General features: G+C 33.0%; 23 protein-coding genes. 21 read left to right on the top strand and 2 right to left on the bottom strand.

From position 1 onward, the window contains the following. The first annotated feature begins 163 nt into the window (after positions 1-163). The 3 genes from ABEY15_RS08735 (at position 164) to mntR (ending at position 2,962) form a co-directional block, all read left to right on the top strand. Entirely contained in the window at positions 164-997 is an 834-nt protein-coding gene (locus ABEY15_RS08735; RefSeq protein ID WP_429889689.1) for a lipoate--protein ligase family protein, read from the top strand. Positions 998-1,317: 320 nt separating this feature from the next. Then, a complete protein-coding gene (gene splB, locus ABEY15_RS08730; RefSeq protein ID WP_429889688.1) occupies positions 1,318-2,343 on the top strand; it encodes a spore photoproduct lyase in 1,026 nt (341 codons plus the stop codon). Positions 2,344-2,524: 181 nt separating this feature from the next. Beyond that, positions 2,525-2,962, top strand: coding sequence for a transcriptional regulator MntR (mntR, locus tag ABEY15_RS08725; RefSeq protein ID WP_069034089.1), 438 nt, complete (start codon positions 2,525-2,527; stop codon positions 2,960-2,962). Between the two features lie 11 nt (positions 2,963-2,973). Here mntR and ABEY15_RS08720 read toward each other — a convergent pair whose 3' ends face one another. Then, positions 2,974-3,369: an SA1362 family protein gene (locus ABEY15_RS08720; protein ID WP_429889687.1), complete on the bottom strand. Its 396-nt coding sequence runs from the start codon at positions 3,367-3,369 to the stop codon at positions 2,974-2,976. Between the two features lie 110 nt (positions 3,370-3,479). Then, entirely contained in the window at positions 3,480-4,409 is a 930-nt protein-coding gene (locus ABEY15_RS08715) for a DUF1385 domain-containing protein (protein WP_429889686.1), read from the bottom strand. Between the two features lie 205 nt (positions 4,410-4,614). On the opposite strand from ABEY15_RS08715, the gene ABEY15_RS08710 reads away from it, so the two are divergent. The 18 genes from ABEY15_RS08710 (at position 4,615) to ABEY15_RS08625 (ending at position 17,341) form a co-directional block, all read left to right on the top strand. Next, positions 4,615-5,238 carry a YqhR family membrane protein gene (locus ABEY15_RS08710; RefSeq protein ID WP_429889685.1) on the top strand — a complete coding sequence of 208 codons (624 nt, stop codon included), beginning with the start codon at positions 4,615-4,617 and terminating at the stop codon, positions 5,236-5,238. 88 nt (positions 5,239-5,326) lie between these two features. After that, positions 5,327-5,785, top strand: a complete 459-nt coding sequence (gene aroQ, locus ABEY15_RS08705; protein ID WP_429889684.1) for a type II 3-dehydroquinate dehydratase — start codon at positions 5,327-5,329, stop codon at positions 5,783-5,785. Then, positions 5,772-6,833, top strand: a complete 1,062-nt coding sequence (locus ABEY15_RS08700; RefSeq protein WP_387327261.1) for a M24 family metallopeptidase — start codon at positions 5,772-5,774, stop codon at positions 6,831-6,833. The genes aroQ and ABEY15_RS08700 overlap by 14 nt, the downstream gene beginning before the upstream one ends. 151 nt (positions 6,834-6,984) lie before the next feature. Next, entirely contained in the window at positions 6,985-7,548 is a 564-nt protein-coding gene (gene efp, locus ABEY15_RS08695; RefSeq protein WP_429889683.1) for an elongation factor P, read from the top strand. 78 nt (positions 7,549-7,626) lie between these two features. Further along, a complete protein-coding gene (locus ABEY15_RS08690) occupies positions 7,627-8,115 on the top strand; it encodes a DUF456 domain-containing protein (protein WP_429889682.1) in 489 nt (162 codons plus the stop codon). Between the two features lie 227 nt (positions 8,116-8,342). Beyond that, on the top strand, positions 8,343-8,624 hold the full coding sequence (locus ABEY15_RS08685; protein WP_025672203.1) for a YqhV family protein: 282 nt from the start codon (positions 8,343-8,345) through the stop codon (positions 8,622-8,624). Positions 8,625-8,640: 16 nt separating this feature from the next. Further along, a complete protein-coding gene (gene spoIIIAA, locus ABEY15_RS08680) occupies positions 8,641-9,561 on the top strand; it encodes a stage III sporulation protein AA (protein WP_429889681.1) in 921 nt (306 codons plus the stop codon). Beyond that, the gene (spoIIIAB, locus tag ABEY15_RS08675) at positions 9,562-10,074 is read left to right on the top strand and encodes a stage III sporulation protein SpoIIIAB (RefSeq protein ID WP_025672205.1); all 513 of its coding nucleotides are present in this window, start codon (positions 9,562-9,564) and stop codon (positions 10,072-10,074) included. Positions 10,075-10,086: 12 nt separating this feature from the next. Continuing rightward, positions 10,087-10,290: a stage III sporulation protein AC gene (gene spoIIIAC, locus ABEY15_RS08670; protein ID WP_088072847.1), complete on the top strand. Its 204-nt coding sequence runs from the start codon at positions 10,087-10,089 to the stop codon at positions 10,288-10,290. Positions 10,291-10,316: 26 nt separating this feature from the next. Next, positions 10,317-10,706, top strand: a complete 390-nt coding sequence (gene spoIIIAD / locus ABEY15_RS08665) for a stage III sporulation protein AD (protein WP_069034314.1) — start codon at positions 10,317-10,319, stop codon at positions 10,704-10,706. 21 nt (positions 10,707-10,727) lie between these two features. Further along, positions 10,728-11,897: a stage III sporulation protein AE gene (gene spoIIIAE / locus ABEY15_RS08660; protein WP_429889680.1), complete on the top strand. Its 1,170-nt coding sequence runs from the start codon at positions 10,728-10,730 to the stop codon at positions 11,895-11,897. Positions 11,898-11,905: 8 nt separating this feature from the next. Next, on the top strand, positions 11,906-12,523 hold the full coding sequence (gene spoIIIAF / locus ABEY15_RS08655) for a stage III sporulation protein AF (RefSeq protein ID WP_429889679.1): 618 nt from the start codon (positions 11,906-11,908) through the stop codon (positions 12,521-12,523). Positions 12,524-12,529: 6 nt separating this feature from the next. Further along, positions 12,530-13,222, top strand: a complete 693-nt coding sequence (gene spoIIIAG, locus ABEY15_RS08650; protein ID WP_429889678.1) for a stage III sporulation protein AG — start codon at positions 12,530-12,532, stop codon at positions 13,220-13,222. A 21-nt stretch (positions 13,223-13,243) separates the two neighbouring features. Beyond that, on the top strand, positions 13,244-13,840 hold the full coding sequence (locus ABEY15_RS08645) for a SpoIIIAH-like family protein (RefSeq protein ID WP_429889677.1): 597 nt from the start codon (positions 13,244-13,246) through the stop codon (positions 13,838-13,840). A gap of 483 nt (positions 13,841-14,323) precedes the next feature. Next, positions 14,324-14,809, top strand: a complete 486-nt coding sequence (gene accB / locus ABEY15_RS08640; RefSeq protein WP_429889676.1) for an acetyl-CoA carboxylase biotin carboxyl carrier protein — start codon at positions 14,324-14,326, stop codon at positions 14,807-14,809. Positions 14,810-14,851: 42 nt separating this feature from the next. Continuing rightward, the gene (gene accC, locus ABEY15_RS08635; protein WP_429889675.1) at positions 14,852-16,201 is read left to right on the top strand and encodes an acetyl-CoA carboxylase biotin carboxylase subunit; all 1,350 of its coding nucleotides are present in this window, start codon (positions 14,852-14,854) and stop codon (positions 16,199-16,201) included. A 15-nt stretch (positions 16,202-16,216) separates the two neighbouring features. Then, entirely contained in the window at positions 16,217-16,615 is a 399-nt protein-coding gene (locus ABEY15_RS08630) for an Asp23/Gls24 family envelope stress response protein (RefSeq protein WP_056475162.1), read from the top strand. 174 nt (positions 16,616-16,789) lie between these two features. Next, the gene (locus ABEY15_RS08625) at positions 16,790-17,341 is read left to right on the top strand and encodes a GNAT family N-acetyltransferase (RefSeq protein ID WP_429889674.1); all 552 of its coding nucleotides are present in this window, start codon (positions 16,790-16,792) and stop codon (positions 17,339-17,341) included. Positions 17,342-17,709 lie beyond the last annotated feature (368 nt).

Below are 17,709 nucleotides of genomic sequence, written 5' to 3'. Positions count from 1 at the left end.
TACAATGATACCTAGTACGACAAAAATTATTGGTAAAAACTGACTCAAATTTTTCAACACCTTTCAATTACCTACTTATCTTATTATAATTCTCTAGTAGGATTGTGCAAGAAACTTTCATTAAAAAAGTAAAAATTTATCGAAAAATGAGGAGATTTTCAACATGACAAAGACAAAGTGGAATTTTATTAATAGCGGAGTAAAATCAGGTAGCTATAATATGGCTCTTGATGAATGCTTAATCAAGTGGCAAAGTGAAGAAGGGTTTCTTCCAACACTGCGTTTCTATGAATGGGAAAACCCTACTGTAACAATCGGATATTTCCAAAAAAATCAAGAAATAAGTTTAGAAGCATTAAAAAAATACAATGGTGATTTCGTAAGACGCCAAACTGGTGGAAGAAGCGTACTTCATCACGATGAACTAACTTATAGTGTAATTGTCCCAGAAAGCTACCCAAATATGCCTGTATCAGTTACAGAAGCATATCGAGTGATTTCAATGGGAATTTTAGAAGGGTACAAGCTACTTGGTTTAGATGCTTCTTTTTCTGTACCAAAAACTGCTGAAGAAAAAAATCAATTAAAAAATCCAGCAAGTGCCGTTTGCTTTGATGCTCCATCATGGTATGAAGTTGTTGTAAATGATAAAAAAATTGCTGGAAGTGCTCAAACGAGACAAAAGGGATCAATTCTTCAGCACGGTTCAATTCCTTTAAATATTGATGTTGATATGTTATATGACTTATATATTTTCTCTTCTGATGCAGTAAGAGAAAGAATGAAAAAACGATTCTTAGATCGTGCAACTTGGATTAATGCAGAAAGTACTTCTCCTAAAACAATGGCTGACCTGTATGAAGCATTTGAAAAAGGCTTCGAAATCGGCTTAGATATCGAGTTGGTGCCTTATGAACTAACTGAGGCTCAAGAGAAGGAAGTACAGGATTTAGCTGCTACTAAATATGGTACTGAGGAATGGAATTTACGTAAGTAATATATAGTTTTTTATTGAAAGCCTTTTTGGCTTTCTTTTTTTTGCATTGATTGAGGGGGGAGAGGTGCGAATAAATTAGAAGTGCAAATAAAAAAGGTCAATGTGCAATTAAAATTCAAAAATCGCAAATAGTTTAAGTGTAAATTTAACGTAAAACTTTAATGGAACCCCCAAAATGTAGTGAAATACCCTCAATCCATTCAATTTTGGGCATCAAGAAAAAATAAAGGAGCATCACAAGAGAACTTCCTACCTTTTCCACTGTTTTAATTATTATCGGGGTTAATACTAAACAAAAAAGTGGAGAAGGAGTATATTATATGAAGCCTTTTATACCAAAGCTTGTTTATTTCGAGCCCCAAGCTTTAGAGTATCCGTTAGGAAAGGAATTAAAGGAGAAATTTGAGCAGATGGGTTTAGAAATAAGAGAAACAACATCCCATAATCAAATTCGAAATTTACCTGGTGAAAATGATGTGGAAAAATACCGGATTGCTAAGTCAACTTTAGTAGTTGGGTTGCGTAAGACGTTAAAGTTTGAAACATCTAAACCTTCAGCGGAATATGCAATTCCTCTTGCTACAGGCTGTATGGGGCATTGTCATTATTGCTACTTACAAACAACGCTTGGTTCCAAGCCTTATATTCGGGTATATGTAAATTTAGAGGATATTTTTGAGCAAGCCCAGAAATATATAAAGGAACGCGAGCCTGAGATTACACGGTTTGAGGCTGCGTGTACGTCTGATATAGTTGGCATAGATTATTTAACACACTCTCTTAAGAAAACGATTGAATTTATTGGTGAAACAGAATACGGTCGTTTACGATTTGTAACGAAATTTCCTCATGTAGATCATTTACTTGATGCAAAACATAATGGAAAAACTACATTTAGATTCAGTATAAATTCTAGGTATGTTATCAAAAACTTCGAACCTGGAACTGGTTCTTTTGATGAGAGAATAGAAGCTGCGAAAAAAGTTGCATATGCAGGATATCCATTTGGTTTTATTGTTGCACCTATTTATATGCATGAAGATTGGGAAGAGGGCTATGAGGAGCTTTTTATTCGATTAAGGGATGCATTAGGTGAATTGGCAAATGAGAAGATGACATTTGAGCTTATACAGCATCGTTTTACTAAGCCTGCCAAAAAAGTGATTTTAGAGAGATATCCTAATACTAAACTTGAAATGGATGAAGAGAAAAGGAAATATAAATGGGGCAAATATGGAATTGGAAAATATGTTTATCAAAAGGAAGAGGCTGCTTCAATTGAAGATACCATTTCGGGTTATATAAAAAAGTATTTTCCTAATGGAGAAATTCAATATTTTACATAATGAAGTGTATCTATTTTATAGGTACACTCTTATTGTTTTCATCATACTCTTATACAGTATGAAGTTCTATTATCATTTAAATGTGTTCATGTTAATTGCACTTTTGGTTTATGTGTTGTATCATTTTATTGATGCTTATTGTAACGGAATAAAGTTTGAATGAGTGTATTGGAGGAAGAACATGCCCACACCTAGTATGGAAGATTATATTGAACAAATTTACCTTTTAATTGAAGATAAAGGGTATGCTCGTGTATCTGATATTGCTGAAGCATTATCTGTACACCCATCGTCAGTAACCAAAATGGTGCAAAAACTAGATAAAGACGATTACTTAATTTATGAAAAATATAGAGGATTAATCCTAACACAAAAAGGTAAAAAGATGGGAAAAAGACTTGTCTATCGCCACGTATTGCTTGAGCAATTCTTAAGAATTATTGGTGTGGATGAAAACTTAATTTATCAAGATGTTGAAGGAATGGAACATCATATGAGTTGGGAAGCGATTGATCGAATTGGAGAATTAGTTCAGTTCTTTGAAGAAGATAAAAATCGAATCGAAGCATTAAAAGATATTCAGAAGTCGAATGAAGCCCAATCGAATTCAAATAATTAAAAAGACCGTGCTTAGTAGGAAGCACGGTCTTTCTTTTTGCCCTTTTCACCTTCAATCACAGTTAAGTGACTTGCATCCTTTGATCGTTTTTTTAACAAAGGCGTGGAGGTACTTTTTCTTGAAGTGGGCTTTGATTTGTTAATCGATTTTTTAAACGAGCTAGATTTTTGAGTGTTATATTTTTTTATAGTTTGTTTTGCAGCCTTACGATAGGAGTCTTGATGGCTTCTTTGACTGTTTGAAGATGAAAAAACTCTATAAATAAAATAAATAATTAAAAGGATTAATCCAATAAACAAAAATCGTTGTAATAATTTTGCTGGATCGTTTATCAACTGAGCAATTAAGCCAAAAAGTGCTAATGCTATTATTCCATAAAATATTGATGAGTACACTTTTTGATTCACTTTAAGCACCTCCTATGGTGAAGAGTAAATAATGTATTAGAAAAATATTGTTTCTTATAGTTTATTACATTTTATCCAATAAGTTGATATTTTTTATAAAATTCTGTCAATTAAATCTTGTTATTTTTTTCCACTTCTAAAAGTCGGTTAAATGAAGCGATTGAGACTTCAACTTGATCATCGGATGGCTCCTTAGTTGTTAATAATTGAAGCCATAATCCAGGGTAACCTACCCATCTTAATATAGGAATATTTCGAACTTTATTTGTTATTTGAAGAACTTCGAACGAAACACCTATAACGACTGGAATTAATAAAAGTCGATCAACAATTCTTAGCCATAGTGGGCTTGTTGGAACTAAGAAGTATATGAACATACCAACTATTACAGTAAAGAGGATAAAGCTACTTCCACAACGATAATGAAGTCGTGATTGTGATTGGACTCCTTCAATCGTTAAAGGAATATTGTTTTCATATGCATTAATCACTTTATGCTCGGCACCGTGATACATAAACACTCTTTTTATAAATGGAGTCAATGAAACTAAGTAAATATAAATTAATAAAAAACCTAGTTTTAAGATACTTTCTATTACGACTTGTTGAAAATCGGTTTCAAATATTGGTTTCAATGTTGCTGCTAGTAGTACAGGTACAAGTGTAAAAATAACTTTTCCAACTAAAAATGATAAAACGGCTAGTAATGAAAGTCCGAGATAAGTTGCAAGCGTTCCTTTTTGTTTTTCACGCTCAATTGCAATTTTCTCATCATCTTTTGGATCAATACCGTATCTTTCGGTTGAGTAATTTAAATGCTTGGATCCATTTATACTTGCTTGTATAATCGCGACTACACCACGGACAAAAGGAATTTTCTTTAATTTTTGCATTGTCCGATTTATATGTATCGGTTCTTCATAATATTGAATTTCTTCATTTGTCCTGCGGATTGCAGAGACTGTATGTGTTTTGCCACCAAACATTACGCCCTCTACGATTGCTTGACCCCCATAAACTGCTTTATTTTTCTCTCTCATGCTGCACCAACCTAAACTTGTTTTTTTCTATTACTATCTATTGTAAATGTAAGCATAATAATGGTGCAAGTAAGAAGTAAGAAAATCTAAATAATAATCGAAATATTTTTAATTTTCTAATAAAAAATCAGAATCACATTAAAAATTTCTTTGTTGGACATAATACTCAGAGATATTTAGCAATGTATGGAAAGGGAAATGTTAAATGCAGGAAAAAGATAAAGAACAAGAAAAAAAGCAAGGTCAGGATCAAGAACAAGAAAAGGAAATGCAGGGTCAAGAAAATAATCAAAACCAAGATGAAAATCAAAATCAGAGTGAAAGTCAAAATGAATACCTAGTCCAAGGTGGCGATCGTGATTCGAAAGGAAATAAGAACTTTAATAAGATTGTAAGTATTGGTTTTTTTGGTGGCATATTTTGGTCTACTGTTTTGTTAGTTCTTAGTTATTTTGACTTTACTCAAATTGGTCCAAATTTTGTTTTAGAAAGAATCAAACTTGGAAAATGGGCAAATGGTTATGTTGAAAACTTAATTTCTATAGTTGGTATAGGTATTATTTCAATCATTATTGCATTTATATTTTATTTTATTGGAAGAAAATTTAATGGAGTTCTGCCAGGTATATTTTTTGGATTACTCCTGTGGGTTATTGTTTTTATTCTTCTTGGTAAAATAGCATTCGATTTAAAATCAATTAAGGATTACTCATCTGATACGACAGTTACTACAATCTGTTTATTCATTTTATACGGAACTTTTATTGCATATTCTGTTTCTTTTGCTTTTCAAGAGCAAAAGGCATATTTGCGTGGCTATTCAAAATAGTCTGGCCTATGATAAAATAAACCTTGGGTATTCCAAGATATGTGTATTTGGGATAAATATGCCGAAATGATGGGTGGAGACTTTTAAAATGGCTAAGTTTTTATTATTGAATGGACCTAATTTAAATATGCTCGGTCAGAGAGAAGTTTCTATCTATGGTTCAACTACATTAAAGGATATTGAGGATCATTTAACATCGCTTGCACATGAAGATGGGGATACGATTGATTGCTTTCAATCGAATCATGAAGGTGAATTAATCGATCAACTGCATGCGGCAAATGATGTCTATGATGGGATTCTGTTTAATCCTGGCGCATTTACTCATTACAGTTATGCAATTCGTGATGCAATTGCAAGTATTACCGTACCAACTATTGAAGTACACATTTCAAATATACATAAAAGAGAAGAGTTCCGACATACTTCAGTTTTAGCTGCAGTATCTGTAGGGCAAATCGTTGGTTTAGGTGTGTATGGATATGATTTAGGTTTAAGTGCGTTAAAAAAGATTAGTGGGGGAGAGAAAAACAATGGAAAAAATTAAAAAGTTACGTGAAGCTTTAGTAGAAAAAGGATTAGACGCATTATTAGTTACTAGTACATACAACAGACGTTACATGACGAACTTCACAGGTTCTGCTGGTGTTGCATTAATTACTCAGGACAAAGCTTTATTCATTACTGATTTCCGTTATATTGAACAAGCTACTAGCCAATGTGAAGGTTATGAGATTGTGAAACATGAAGGTTCAATTCCAGCTGAAGTTGCAGCTTTAACAGAGAAATTTGGGGTAGCAAAACTTGGATTTGAGCAAGATCATGTTACGTTTACAGAATTTGGTTCTTACCGTAAAGTGGTAAAAGCAGAATTAGTTCCTGTAAGTGGATTAATTGAAAAATTACGCTTAATTAAAACGGATGCAGAGATTTCAATCATTAAGGAAGCTGCTAAAATTGCAGAATCTGCTTTTGATCATATTTTAGGATTTATCCGTCCAGGTGTTACTGAATTGGAAGTATCAAATGAGTTAGAATTTTTTATGCGTAAATTAGGTGCTACTTCATCATCATTTGATACGATCGTTGCTTCTGGTACTCGTTCTGCTCTTCCTCACGGTGTAGCATCAGAAAAAGTAATTGAAACAGGTGATTTTGTAACCTTAGATTTTGGTGCATACTATAAAGGTTATGTATCAGATATGACTAGAACAGTTTCTGTAGGTGAGCCTCATTCTGATTTGAAGAAAATTTATGATATCGTTCTTGAAGCTCAATTACGTGGTGTTAATGGGATTAAAGCAGGTATTACAGGTAAAGAAGCAGATGCTTTAACACGTGATTATATTACGGAAAAAGGTTATGGAGAATATTATGGACATGGAACTGGCCATGGTATTGGTCTAGAAGTACATGAGGGACCTGGCGTATCATTCCGTTCTGATACAGTATTAGAGCCAAATATGATCGTAACTTGTGAACCAGGTATTTATATTCCAAATCTAGGTGGAGTTCGTATAGAAGATGATTTAATCGTTAAAACTGGTGGTAACGAAAACTTAATGTCTTCACCAAAAAATCTTATCATTTTATAAGTTTTCATTAGATTAGAAATTAGAACTACACAAAAAGCGTATTTTACTTTATGATATAAAGTTGTAAAAGAAATTCATGGTAAGAGAAATGGTTCTTTTTTTACACAATACATACTTATAGAACCATTTTCATTTTTTAGGAGGATATTTAATGATTTCAGTAAACGATTTTCGTACAGGTTTAACAATTGAAACTGACGGTGGACTTTGGCAAGTAATGGATTTCCAACACGTTAAACCGGGTAAAGGTGCTGCATTCGTACGTTCAAAACTTCGTAACCTACGTACAGGTGCTGTACAAGAAAAAACATTCCGTGCTGGTGAGAAAGTAGCGAAAGCACATATTCAAAACCGTAAAATGCAATATTTATATGCTAATGGTAACCAACATGTATTCATGGACAATGAGTCTTATGAGCAAATTGAATTACCAGAAGCAAATATTGAACGTGAACTAAAATTCCTTAAAGAAAATATGGAAGTTTATATCATGACTTTTGAAACTGAAATTTTAGGTGTTGAATTACCAAACACAGTTGATCTAAAAGTAGTTGAAACTGAGCCAGGTATTAAAGGTGATACTGCTTCTAACGTTACAAAACCAGCTACAATGGAAACTGGTTTAGTAGTACAAGTACCAATCTTCATTAATGAAGGCGAAGTATTAATTATTAACACAACTGAAGCTAGCTATGTTTCACGTGCAAAATCTTAATTTAATGTAAAAATGGAGGCACTTATTTAAAGAGTGTCTCCTTTTTATTAACAAATTTAAATAAGTAAGGGTGATTAAATGGTTACATCAATTGTTCTTTGGACATTGATTATCATTTGTTTTGCATTGGCGTTTATTGCGCTAATCAAACCAATAATTCCAGGTGTACCAGTATTATGGGTAGGCTTTTTAATTTATTACTTTGGTATTAATAAAACCAATTTAAATATGTCGTTTTGGATTATTATGCTGATTTTTACAGCTGTTATTTTTCTAGCGGATATTCTAGCTAATAAATATTTTCTAAAAAAATACGGCAGTACAAAAACTGGTGAAAGAGTAGGTTGTTTGGCTGTAATCGTTGGATCGTTTGTTTTTCCTCCCTTTGGCTTAATTATTGTCCCATTCATTTCTGTTTTTATTGCTGAGAAATTACAAGGGAAGAATACGAAAGAGTCAATAAAATCTGCATGGGCGACAGTTGTCTCTTTTATTAGTAGCTCATTAGCAAAAGCGGTATTGCAAGTTATTATGGTAATAATCTTTTTTGTTTATATTATATTTTAATTTGTTTGAGAATCTTAAACAATGAGGTTATAGTAATATTGATTTTCACTATAGCCTGTCGTGAGTAAGTTGTTTGTCATATACACATCAATCGTTCATAAGCAAGTCTAAAGAGAGAAGTTATACGACTTCTCTCTTTTTTTGTGCCTTCGAATTAATGTTTGTCTTCTGAAATGGACATGTTCAGCATATTAGTAATAAAAAAGAATGAAAAAAGGTGTGTAGCTATGAAGGATTGGATTGATTCGATGGATCGAGCAGTTCTTAGTATGGGAATGCTCAGAGTTTTTGGTGGAAGTGTAGAATTGATTGCTGCTTTTACGATTTTGTATTTAAACGACATTAAGAAAGCATTAGCAGTAAATAGTGTTTTGGCGACTGTAGGACCTATTATTCTCATTTCAACAATGGCTATTGGAATTATAGGGGTTGCATCTAAATTGGACCCTATTCGATTAGTTTTAGTAGTTTGTGGTGTGTTTTTAATATTGTTGGCAGTTTTTAAATGATAGGATGTGACCTTTTATGGAAGAGGTTTTCAACGTATTGCCTACATTAATTAAAGAAAAATTACAGCGTTCATATGGAGACTTGCATCAAGTCGAGGAATTAAGGTTAAGGATTGGGCGTCCAGTTGAAGTGATTTCTAATAATCAGTCAAATTTTATACCTTATATCCTAACAGAAGAAGAAGGCGGGCAGATTCTTGGAAAGTTAAGTCAATTTTCAATTTATACGATTGAGGAAGAATTGAAAAAAGGCTATATCACAATTAAAGGTGGGCATCGAGTCGGGTTAGCTGGTCGCGTTGTAACCGAAAACGGAATGGTTAAAATGATTCGAGATATTAGTTCGTATAATTTTCGTATTGCAAAAGAAAAAGTAGGAATAGCTAGTCCATTTGTAAAGTATGTTTATGAAGGAAGATGGAAAAATACTATGCTGATTGGCCCGCCACAAGCAGGGAAAACAACATTACTTAGGGATTTTGCTAGAGTGGTGAGTCAAGGTGATGCCATAAGGGGAATAAGACCTGGTAAAGTTGGCATTGTTGACGAGCGATCTGAGATAGCAGGTTCAGTTAAAGGGGTACCTCAATATACATTTGGTGAAAGAATCGATGTATTAGATGCATGTCCAAAGGCTGAAGGAATGATGATGCTTGTAAGGTCGATGAGTCCTCATGTCATTCTAGTAGATGAGATTGGCAAAAAGGAAGATGTAGATGCAATTTTAGAAGCGATTTTTGCCGGTGTTCAATTAATAGTGACCGTCCATGGCTATTCACTTGAAGAAATAAGAAAACGCCCTTCTCTTTTGCCTTTGTTTCAAAATGGGACATTTGAACGATTTATTGAAATTTCAAATTTCCCATCACCTGGTACTGTAACGGATATTAAAAATAAGGATTTCACTAGTTTATTTCATCCGAAGGCGGTGCTTTAGATGAGGTGGATTGGGGCACTTATTATCATTTTTTCGACAAGCTGGCTTGGATTTTATTTTGCAGGTAGATTATCAGAACGAACAAAAGAATTAAGGGGCTGGAAGTTGGCTCTCCAATCTCTAGAAGCAGAGGTAATGTATAGTCAATTGCCACTGCAAGAAGCGTTTAGAAGAATTTCCAGTCAATTGAAAGGACCGATTAATAGTTGCTTAAAGGATTTTGCAATTCAACTTGAAACGAGTGCATTATCAGCGAAAGAAGCCTGGGAAAATTCATTAATGAAATATGCTAAAACTGTCTCGATTAAAGAGTCTGACATACAAGTGTTATTACAATTTGGTGAGACGATTGGTATGCATGATAAATATTCACAACAAAAACAAATCATTTTAGCATTAAAACATTTGGAAAGGGAAGAGCAAGAAGCAATCGATTCGCAGGGCAGTTATGAACGAATGTCTAAAATGCTAGGCGTTTTAAGTGGAATATTAATCGTTATATTACTCTTGTAGGAGGAATTTAAATTGATTACAAATTATGCTCTGATGTTTCAAATAGCTGGGATTGGAGTAATTGCTGCAATTATTCATGCGGTCTTAAAAAAAGCCGGACAGGAAGAGTTTGCTACATGGACAATTATTACTGCATTCATTATCGTATTTCTTCAAGTGATCACTAAAGCTGGTGATCTATTTAATAAAGTTAGGGATGTATTTCTATTTCATTAGATTAGGGGTGAGAGTTTTTGGAAATCATCCAAATTGTTGGCATTGGGTTAGCAGCTACATTTGTCATTCTTCTATTAAATCAATTTAAAATGAATAATTTTACTTTAGCAATAACTGTTTTTATAAGCTGTGTTTTGTTTTTATTTTTATTAGATAAGGTGCAATTCTTATTAGATCAAATTCAAAAACTAGCAAATCAAGCGAGTATTAAAAATGTGTATGTTGAAACTTTATTAAAAATAATTGGGATCGCATACATAGCTGAATTTGGAGTTCAAATTACGAAAGATGCAGGCCAAGGGGCAATTGCTTCCAAGATTGAATTAGGGGGAAAAGTACTCATTTTGGTTCTTGCAGTACCGATTTTAACAGCTTTAATTGAAACAATCTTAAGTTTTTTACCAAAAATTTCTTAGATGTAAGGGAAGGAGGACATTATGTCAAAAAGGATGAAAGTTTTTCTTCTTTTCTTTACTCTCTTTTTTTTAGTACCAAGAATTGTACAAGCTGCTCCTCCACCTGCTGAAATAGTAAATGAACAAATACAAAAGTTAGGAATTGATGACGTTCAACAATATTGGGATGAAGTTGTTCATCAATATGGTGGTTTTTTGCCAGAAAGTCAAAAAGGGGATTTTATCCAATTTGTAAAGGGAGAAAAGAAATTTTCATTGCAAGAGTGGTTTATTGCATTTGCTAAATATATATTTTTTGAGTTATTAAGTAATGGAAAAATATTAGGGATCTTAATTATGTTAGTTATTTTTAGCTCTTTACTCCAATCATTACAAAATGCATTTGAGAAGAGTACGGTCAGTAAGATTGCTGATAATGTGGTTTTTCTAGTATTAGTAGTTTTTGCATTAAATAGTTTCTATGTTGCCACGCAGGCCACCCAAGATGCAATTACAGTCATGATTGATTTTTTACGAGCACTAATACCTATTTTACTAGCTTTGATTGCGACATCAGGTGGTGTCATATCAGTTGGCGTTTTCCATCCAATCTTAATTTTTTTAATGCATACAAGTGGATTACTAGTGACGTATTTTGTACTACCTTTAATTCTTGTATCTACAATTTTAAGTATTGTAAGCATTATAAATGATGAGTTGAAGGTGACAAAACTAGCTTCTTTAATAAGAAATGTTGCTGTAGGTGTACTAGGAATCTTTTTAACTATTTTTTTAGGGGTATTAAGTGTACAAGGTTTGACGACTGCCGTTTCGGATGGGGTAGCAGTAAAAACAGCAAAATTTGTAACAAGTAATTTTGTTCCGGTTGTTGGTAAAGTTTTTGCAGACGTTACAGATACAGTTATAAGTGCGTCTTTATTATTAAAAAATACAGTTGGGATAGTAGGTTTAGTTACTTTACTAGCAATCGTTGTATTCCCAGCTATTAAAATATTAGTTTTAGCTTTAATTTATAAATTCTCTGCAGCGATTTTACAACCAGTTGGAAGTAAAAATATCATTAGCACGATTGATACGATCGGAAAAAGTGTAACTTATTTATTTGTTTGTTTATCAATTGTTTCATTAATGTTTTTCTTAAGTATGACTTTAATAATAGCGGCAGGAAACATTGTCGTCATGTTTAGGTAGGTGAAAAAATGGACTTCTTTATACACTGGGTTTCTAATATTATCGTCTATATATTAGTTGCAACCGTCATTATGATGTTAATTCCAAATACCGGCTTAGCAAAATATGTACGATTTGTCGCCAGTCTATTATTAATTGTCATGATGCTCCAACCAATTTTTCAATTATTCAGAGTAAATATAAAAGAAGTACTAGCTGGGTACCAGTCTAAAACGTATGAAGCAAATGGAGAAATAAAAAATGAAATAAATAATAAGAAAAATGAAATACAAGAGGCAGAACGTGCATATATATTAAAACAAATGGCTGTCCAAATGAAAAAGGACGTTGAAAAAAGCTTTACAAAAGAATTTGAACAGGTCATTACAAATGTAGATTTACAAGTAAAAGATGGAGTTAATACAGTCAAAACAGCTCAAGATCTTTCTAAAGTTATCGTTTACGTCGGTCCTAAAAAAGATGAGACAAGCAATGTAGAGCCTGTTCAAGAAGTATCAATTAATACCGATCAGCCAGTTCAGACAGACAATGAAAAAATTAAACAGCAAGAGTTACAAACTTTTTTAGCAAATAAATGGGAGCTTGAGGACAAGCAAATCGAAGTCAAGATGGAAGGAGGGGAGTAATGACAAATGAAGAAAAAGATTCCACCAATAAAATTAGCAGACTTTCTAAAAGGAAATGGCGATGACAAAACCTCTTCTGACAAAGAAAAAAGTCCATTTAAACTGACGAGAAAATATGTACTAGCTCTACTGGGACTCGGGATTTGTTGGATGATTGCAAGCAGTCTATTTGCTAATACAAATCAAAAAACGAATTCAATGCTTTCACCTATTTCCACAGAAACGAGTGGAACACCAAAAAATAATGAACAAGCTGTTGAGACTCTTGGAAGTGGTGGTGGAAAATCCTCATCGAACAAAATAGAAGAAATTGAAAAAAAATACGAGCAGCAGCTTACAGACACATTAAATAATATGGCTGGTGTAAGTAATGTAAAAGTAGAAGTAAATCTTGATGGTAGTGAAAAGAAAGTCTACCAAACAAATAAAACAAATCGAACTCAAGAAACTAATGAAACAGATAAACAAGGTGGAACGCGAAATATTGATGATCAGTCTCAAGAAGAGCAAGTTGTCATAATTGATAACGGAGATAAACAAGAACCAGTAATAGTCGAGACTGAAATGCCAAGGATTAGAGGAGTTCTAATTGTAGCCAAAGGTGCACAAAACCTAGAAATTAAACAAATGATTAGAGAAGCTGTTACACGATTACTTGATGTACCAAGCTATCGTGTCTCTGTACAACCAAAAAAATAAGAGGAAGAAGGTAAAAGTTAAATGAAAAAACAAACAATTTGGTTATTAACAATGTTAAGTTTAGTAGTTGTATTATCAGTTTATTATGTGACGACACCTGATAATTTAAAAACAACAAGTTTTATGAATATGAATAATAGCACAAATACAGATTCATTAGACTCAACTCCTAAAGATACTAAGAAAACAGATTCAAAAACAGATACTTCTAAACAAAACTCAGATACTTCTAAACAAAACGATAAAGAAACTGCTTCTCAAGAAAATTCTACTAGTGAAGTATTCTTAAAACAACGTATGGAACAAGAAGATCAAAGAAGTCAATTAATTGATGAATATAAAGCTACTGTTGACTCAGCAACTGCATCAGCACAAGAGAAGAGTGAAGCATTCACTAATATGAACGAACTTCAAAAATTAACTGCATTAGAATCAGATGTAGAAACTATGATTAAAGAAGCTGGTTATAAAGATGCACTAGTTCGTTCTGACAATGATGAAGTAAAAGTAGATGTAACATCTGCAAAACCAAGCAGAAAAGCAGCGAATGACATCATTCAAATGACTAGAAGTGTCTTAGGTGAAAAATTAGTAGTTGTAAAATTCCAAGTTAAATAATTTTTTGGACAAAGCCAGTAGAAGTCATTCTACTGGCTATCATTTTGTATAAAAGCAAGTTGTCAGTTTGACCAATTTTCCACAATAAATGAAGCCCACGTTTTGGTGATTTTCAACCTGGAATGGAAATCGACTAAGTACTAGTTAGAAGAACATTGTGTATGTAATAGCCAATATATAAGGCTTAACATTGTTTAGATCGCCTATTGCCAGTGGGAATAACTATTGGCTCTTCATTTTTTAAATAAGCTTATAAATAATTAATGTGAATTTTAGGACTATTCCTAATTCCTATGCACTTTCTGTCTTTGGTTTTCCCTGATATAATAGTTTATATTGAATTATTTTTGGTAAGGAATAATATATAAATATTCCTTGTAAAATAGCTAAAAATAATTAGGAATTACTTAGGTTAAAATAATTTGTTGAAAAGTTTAGTATTAGGTTATAAGATTAGACTATATGTCTTAAGGGGTGAACAGAATGAAAATTCATGAAATTAGAGAATTAATTAAGTTAATCGATCAATCAACAATAAATGAATTCGAATTTGAGGATAATGGTGCTATCGTTAAAATTAAAAAAGGTGGACAAACAACTGTCGTTACATCTGCTCCAGTTGTACACCAAGAGTTAGCTCCTGTTGTTACATCTGCTCCAGTTGCAACTTTAGAAAGACCAGTTGCTGCAGAAGTTGCTGCACCTGTAGTGGAAAAAGAAGATACAAGTAACTTACATAAGATTACATCACCGATGGTAGGTACTTTCTACGCATCTCCATCTCCTGATGCAAAAGAATACGTATCAATAGGTGATCGTATTAAAAACGATTCAATCGTTTGTATCGTTGAAGCAATGAAGCTATTTAATGAAATTGAAGCTGAAATTGAAGGCGAAATCGTTGAAGTACTTGCTAAAAATGGTCAATTAGTAGAATACGGTCAACCATTATTCTTGGTAAAGGCCTAATATCTACAAAATTAACAGTACTTTACTAGAGAAGGTGAAGAAATGAAAAAGGTTTTAATAGCGAATCGAGGAGAAATCGCCATTCGAATTATTCGAGCATGTAAAGAATTAAATATTGAAACAGTTGCTATTTACTCTGAAGGAGATAAAGAAGCATTACATGTTCAAATGGCTGATGAAGCTTATTGTGTCGGTCCTAAATTATCAAAAGATAGTTATTTAAATATGACTAATATCATTAGTATTGCAAAATTAACTGGCTGTGACGGCATCCATCCTGGTTATGGTTTCTTATCAGAAAATGCTAGTTTTGCAGAATTATGTACAGAGTGCAATGTGAAATTCATTGGGCCAACGGCTGATTCTATTTCTAAAATGGGTACAAAAGACGTTGCTCGTGAAACAATGAAAGAAGCAGGAGTACCGGTAGTACCTGGTTCACAAGGTATTATTCAAAGTATTGAAGATGGTAAAAAGATTGCTGCAGAAATCGGCTATCCAGTTATTATCAAAGCTACAGCTGGTGGCGGAGGTAAAGGGATCCGTGTAGCAAAAGATGAAATCGAACTTGAAAAAGGTATACAAATTACTCAACAAGAAGCTCAAACAGCTTTCGGTAATCCGGGTGTATATCTTGAAAGATATATTACAGATTTTAGACATGTTGAAATTCAAGTTTTAGCAGATGAACATGGGAATACGATTCATCTTGGAGAACGTGATTGCACAATTCAACGTCGTCTTCAAAAATTAGTAGAAGAAGCTCCATCACCTGTTTTAGACGAAGAAACTCGTCAAAAAATGGGTCATGCAGCTGTTCGTGCAGCTGAAGCAGTAAATTACTGGGGTGCTGGTACTGTTGAGTTTATTTATGAACCACATACTAAAAACTTCTTCTTTATGGAGATGAACACACGTATTCAAGTTGAGCATCCTGTAACTGAATATATTTCTGGTATTGATCTTATTAAGCAACAATTATTAATTGCTAAAGGTCATCCATTAAAAATAACTCAATCAGAAGTATCTTTAAAAGGTTGGTCAATTGAGTGTCGTATTAATGCTGAAAATCCAGATAAGAACTTTATGCCGTCTCCTGGTAAAATCATTACGTATTTACCACCAGGTGGTCCAAATGTTCGTGTTGATTCTGCTGTATATAGCGGGTACACAATTCCGCCATATTATGATTCAATGATTGCGAAAGTTATCGTGCATGGCAAGACAAGAGAAGAAGCAATTGCTATAATGATAAGAGCACTTGAAGAATTTGTGGTAGAAGGAATTTACACAACAATTCCATTCCATTTAAATTTATTGCAAAATGAAATCTTCGTAAAAGGGAAGTATAATACTAAATTCCTTGAGGAGCATGCGCTTGTTAAAGGATAAAGTGGAGGGATCTGTATGAACGAAAATCAAATTTTAGAAATGGGTACTGCGACATTAGGTCGAGTAGAAATCGCACCTGAAGTAATCGAAGTAATTGCTGGTATTGCAGCTGCTGAAGTTGAAGGTGTTTCAAGCATGCGTGGAAACCTAGCATCTGGTATTTCTGAAATTATCGGTAAGAAATATCACGGTAAAGGTGTCCGAGTTGATTTATCAGAAGATCGAATTACAATCGATGTATACATTCTAGTTAAATTTGGTAAGTCAATCCCAACTGTAGCAGGTAATGTACAAGACAATATTCGTCAAGCGTTATTAACGATGACAGGTCTTGAATTATCTGAAGTAAATGTTCACGTAGTAGGAGTTCAATTCGATACAAAACCTGAGCAAGAAGCTCCAATTGAACTTTAATATTGAAAAAGAGTCTCTATGTAATAGAGGCTCTTTTTTTGTTTTGCTAGATAAGAAGTAACGACAGTCTTTAAAGTTTTATGCAGTTCTTTCATTTTGGTGTACCCTTCACTGATTAAATATTTTGAAATGTGCTAAAATTTATTTATAAATGAAAAAGAAATAGGTGACAATATGATCTTAAATTTGAGCACAAATCGAACAAACTTACGTGAATTTGTTGAAAGCGATTGGCAGCAAGTACATAAATATGCATCACAATCAGTTGTTTGTAAATTTCAGCCCTGGGGACCTAATACAGAGAGTGAAACAAAGGAATTCATTCATAACATACTAAGAGATATGAAACAAATAAATAGGACTAGATTTGCATTTGCAATAATAGAAAAGAAATCCGATGAATTAATAGGATCAATCGAGTTTAATATTAGGGATGAAATTAATCAAATAGGTGAAATAGGGTATATAATTCATCCGAACTATTGGGGCATGGGATTTGCTAGTGAAGCTACTAAAGAGGTCATTTCATTTGGGTTTAAACATTTTAAACTTCATCGAATATTTGCGACATGTGATGTTAGAAATATTGCATCAGCAAAAGTACTTGAAAAATGCGGATTAAATTTAGAAGGTAAAATGCGTGAAGATCTATTATTAAGAGACGGTTGGAGAGACACTTATTTATACAGCATACTAGAAAATGAATGGCTTGTGAGTCAGAAATGACAGGAAAGATAATAAAATCTGGTATAATCTGTAAAGTTTTTTATTTCTTAAAAATCTTTTGCACCCCCTTTAATCCCACATTTTCTTAATGTATCTATTTGAATGTTCGTGTTTTGGTGTATAAATATTATTTTAAAGTAAGAAAAAGGAATTTTTTTTAAAAAAACACAAACATTGTTCTGTTATTTTATTGGATTTTAAGTTAAAATGTAGAAAACAGTTTAAAGTATTGAGTTTGCTTAGAAACGTTAATAATAATAAAAATTAGAGTTGATACAGACAGTCGTTGGAACTTATTAAAAAAAATGGTAAAATAACGTGTTACTATACAAAATTAGAATTCGTTATTACCTATGCAACGAATGATG

It is taken from the genome of Gottfriedia acidiceleris, assembly GCF_050457485.1.
GTDB classification, from domain to species: Bacteria; Bacillota; Bacilli; order Bacillales; family Bacillaceae_G; genus Gottfriedia; species Gottfriedia acidiceleris_D.
This window is presented reverse-complemented; position numbering and strand designations above follow the sequence as displayed.

Coding starts and splice junctions, on each gene's coding strand:
- ABEY15_RS08735 (WP_429889689.1), top strand. CDS start 164: ATGACAAAGACAAAGTGGAATTTTATTAATAGCGGAGTAAAATCAGGT.
- splB (WP_429889688.1), top strand. CDS start 1,318: ATGAAGCCTTTTATACCAAAGCTTGTTTATTTCGAGCCCCAAGCTTTA.
- mntR (WP_069034089.1), top strand. CDS start 2,525: ATGCCCACACCTAGTATGGAAGATTATATTGAACAAATTTACCTTTTA.
- ABEY15_RS08715 (WP_429889686.1), bottom strand. CDS start 4,409: ATGAGAGAGAAAAATAAAGCAGTTTATGGGGGTCAAGCAATCGTAGAG.
- ABEY15_RS08710 (WP_429889685.1), top strand. CDS start 4,615: ATGCAGGAAAAAGATAAAGAACAAGAAAAAAAGCAAGGTCAGGATCAA.
- aroQ (WP_429889684.1), top strand. CDS start 5,327: ATGGCTAAGTTTTTATTATTGAATGGACCTAATTTAAATATGCTCGGT.
- ABEY15_RS08700 (WP_387327261.1), top strand. CDS start 5,772: ATGGAAAAAATTAAAAAGTTACGTGAAGCTTTAGTAGAAAAAGGATTA.
- efp (WP_429889683.1), top strand. CDS start 6,985: ATGATTTCAGTAAACGATTTTCGTACAGGTTTAACAATTGAAACTGAC.
- ABEY15_RS08690 (WP_429889682.1), top strand. CDS start 7,627: ATGGTTACATCAATTGTTCTTTGGACATTGATTATCATTTGTTTTGCA.
- ABEY15_RS08685 (WP_025672203.1), top strand. CDS start 8,343: ATGAAGGATTGGATTGATTCGATGGATCGAGCAGTTCTTAGTATGGGA.
- spoIIIAA (WP_429889681.1), top strand. CDS start 8,641: ATGGAAGAGGTTTTCAACGTATTGCCTACATTAATTAAAGAAAAATTA.
- spoIIIAB (WP_025672205.1), top strand. CDS start 9,562: ATGAGGTGGATTGGGGCACTTATTATCATTTTTTCGACAAGCTGGCTT.
- spoIIIAE (WP_429889680.1), top strand. CDS start 10,728: ATGTCAAAAAGGATGAAAGTTTTTCTTCTTTTCTTTACTCTCTTTTTT.
- spoIIIAF (WP_429889679.1), top strand. CDS start 11,906: ATGGACTTCTTTATACACTGGGTTTCTAATATTATCGTCTATATATTA.
- spoIIIAG (WP_429889678.1), top strand. CDS start 12,530: ATGAAGAAAAAGATTCCACCAATAAAATTAGCAGACTTTCTAAAAGGA.
- ABEY15_RS08645 (WP_429889677.1), top strand. CDS start 13,244: ATGAAAAAACAAACAATTTGGTTATTAACAATGTTAAGTTTAGTAGTT.
- accB (WP_429889676.1), top strand. CDS start 14,324: ATGAAAATTCATGAAATTAGAGAATTAATTAAGTTAATCGATCAATCA.
- accC (WP_429889675.1), top strand. CDS start 14,852: ATGAAAAAGGTTTTAATAGCGAATCGAGGAGAAATCGCCATTCGAATT.
- ABEY15_RS08630 (WP_056475162.1), top strand. CDS start 16,217: ATGAACGAAAATCAAATTTTAGAAATGGGTACTGCGACATTAGGTCGA.
- ABEY15_RS08625 (WP_429889674.1), top strand. CDS start 16,790: ATGATCTTAAATTTGAGCACAAATCGAACAAACTTACGTGAATTTGTT.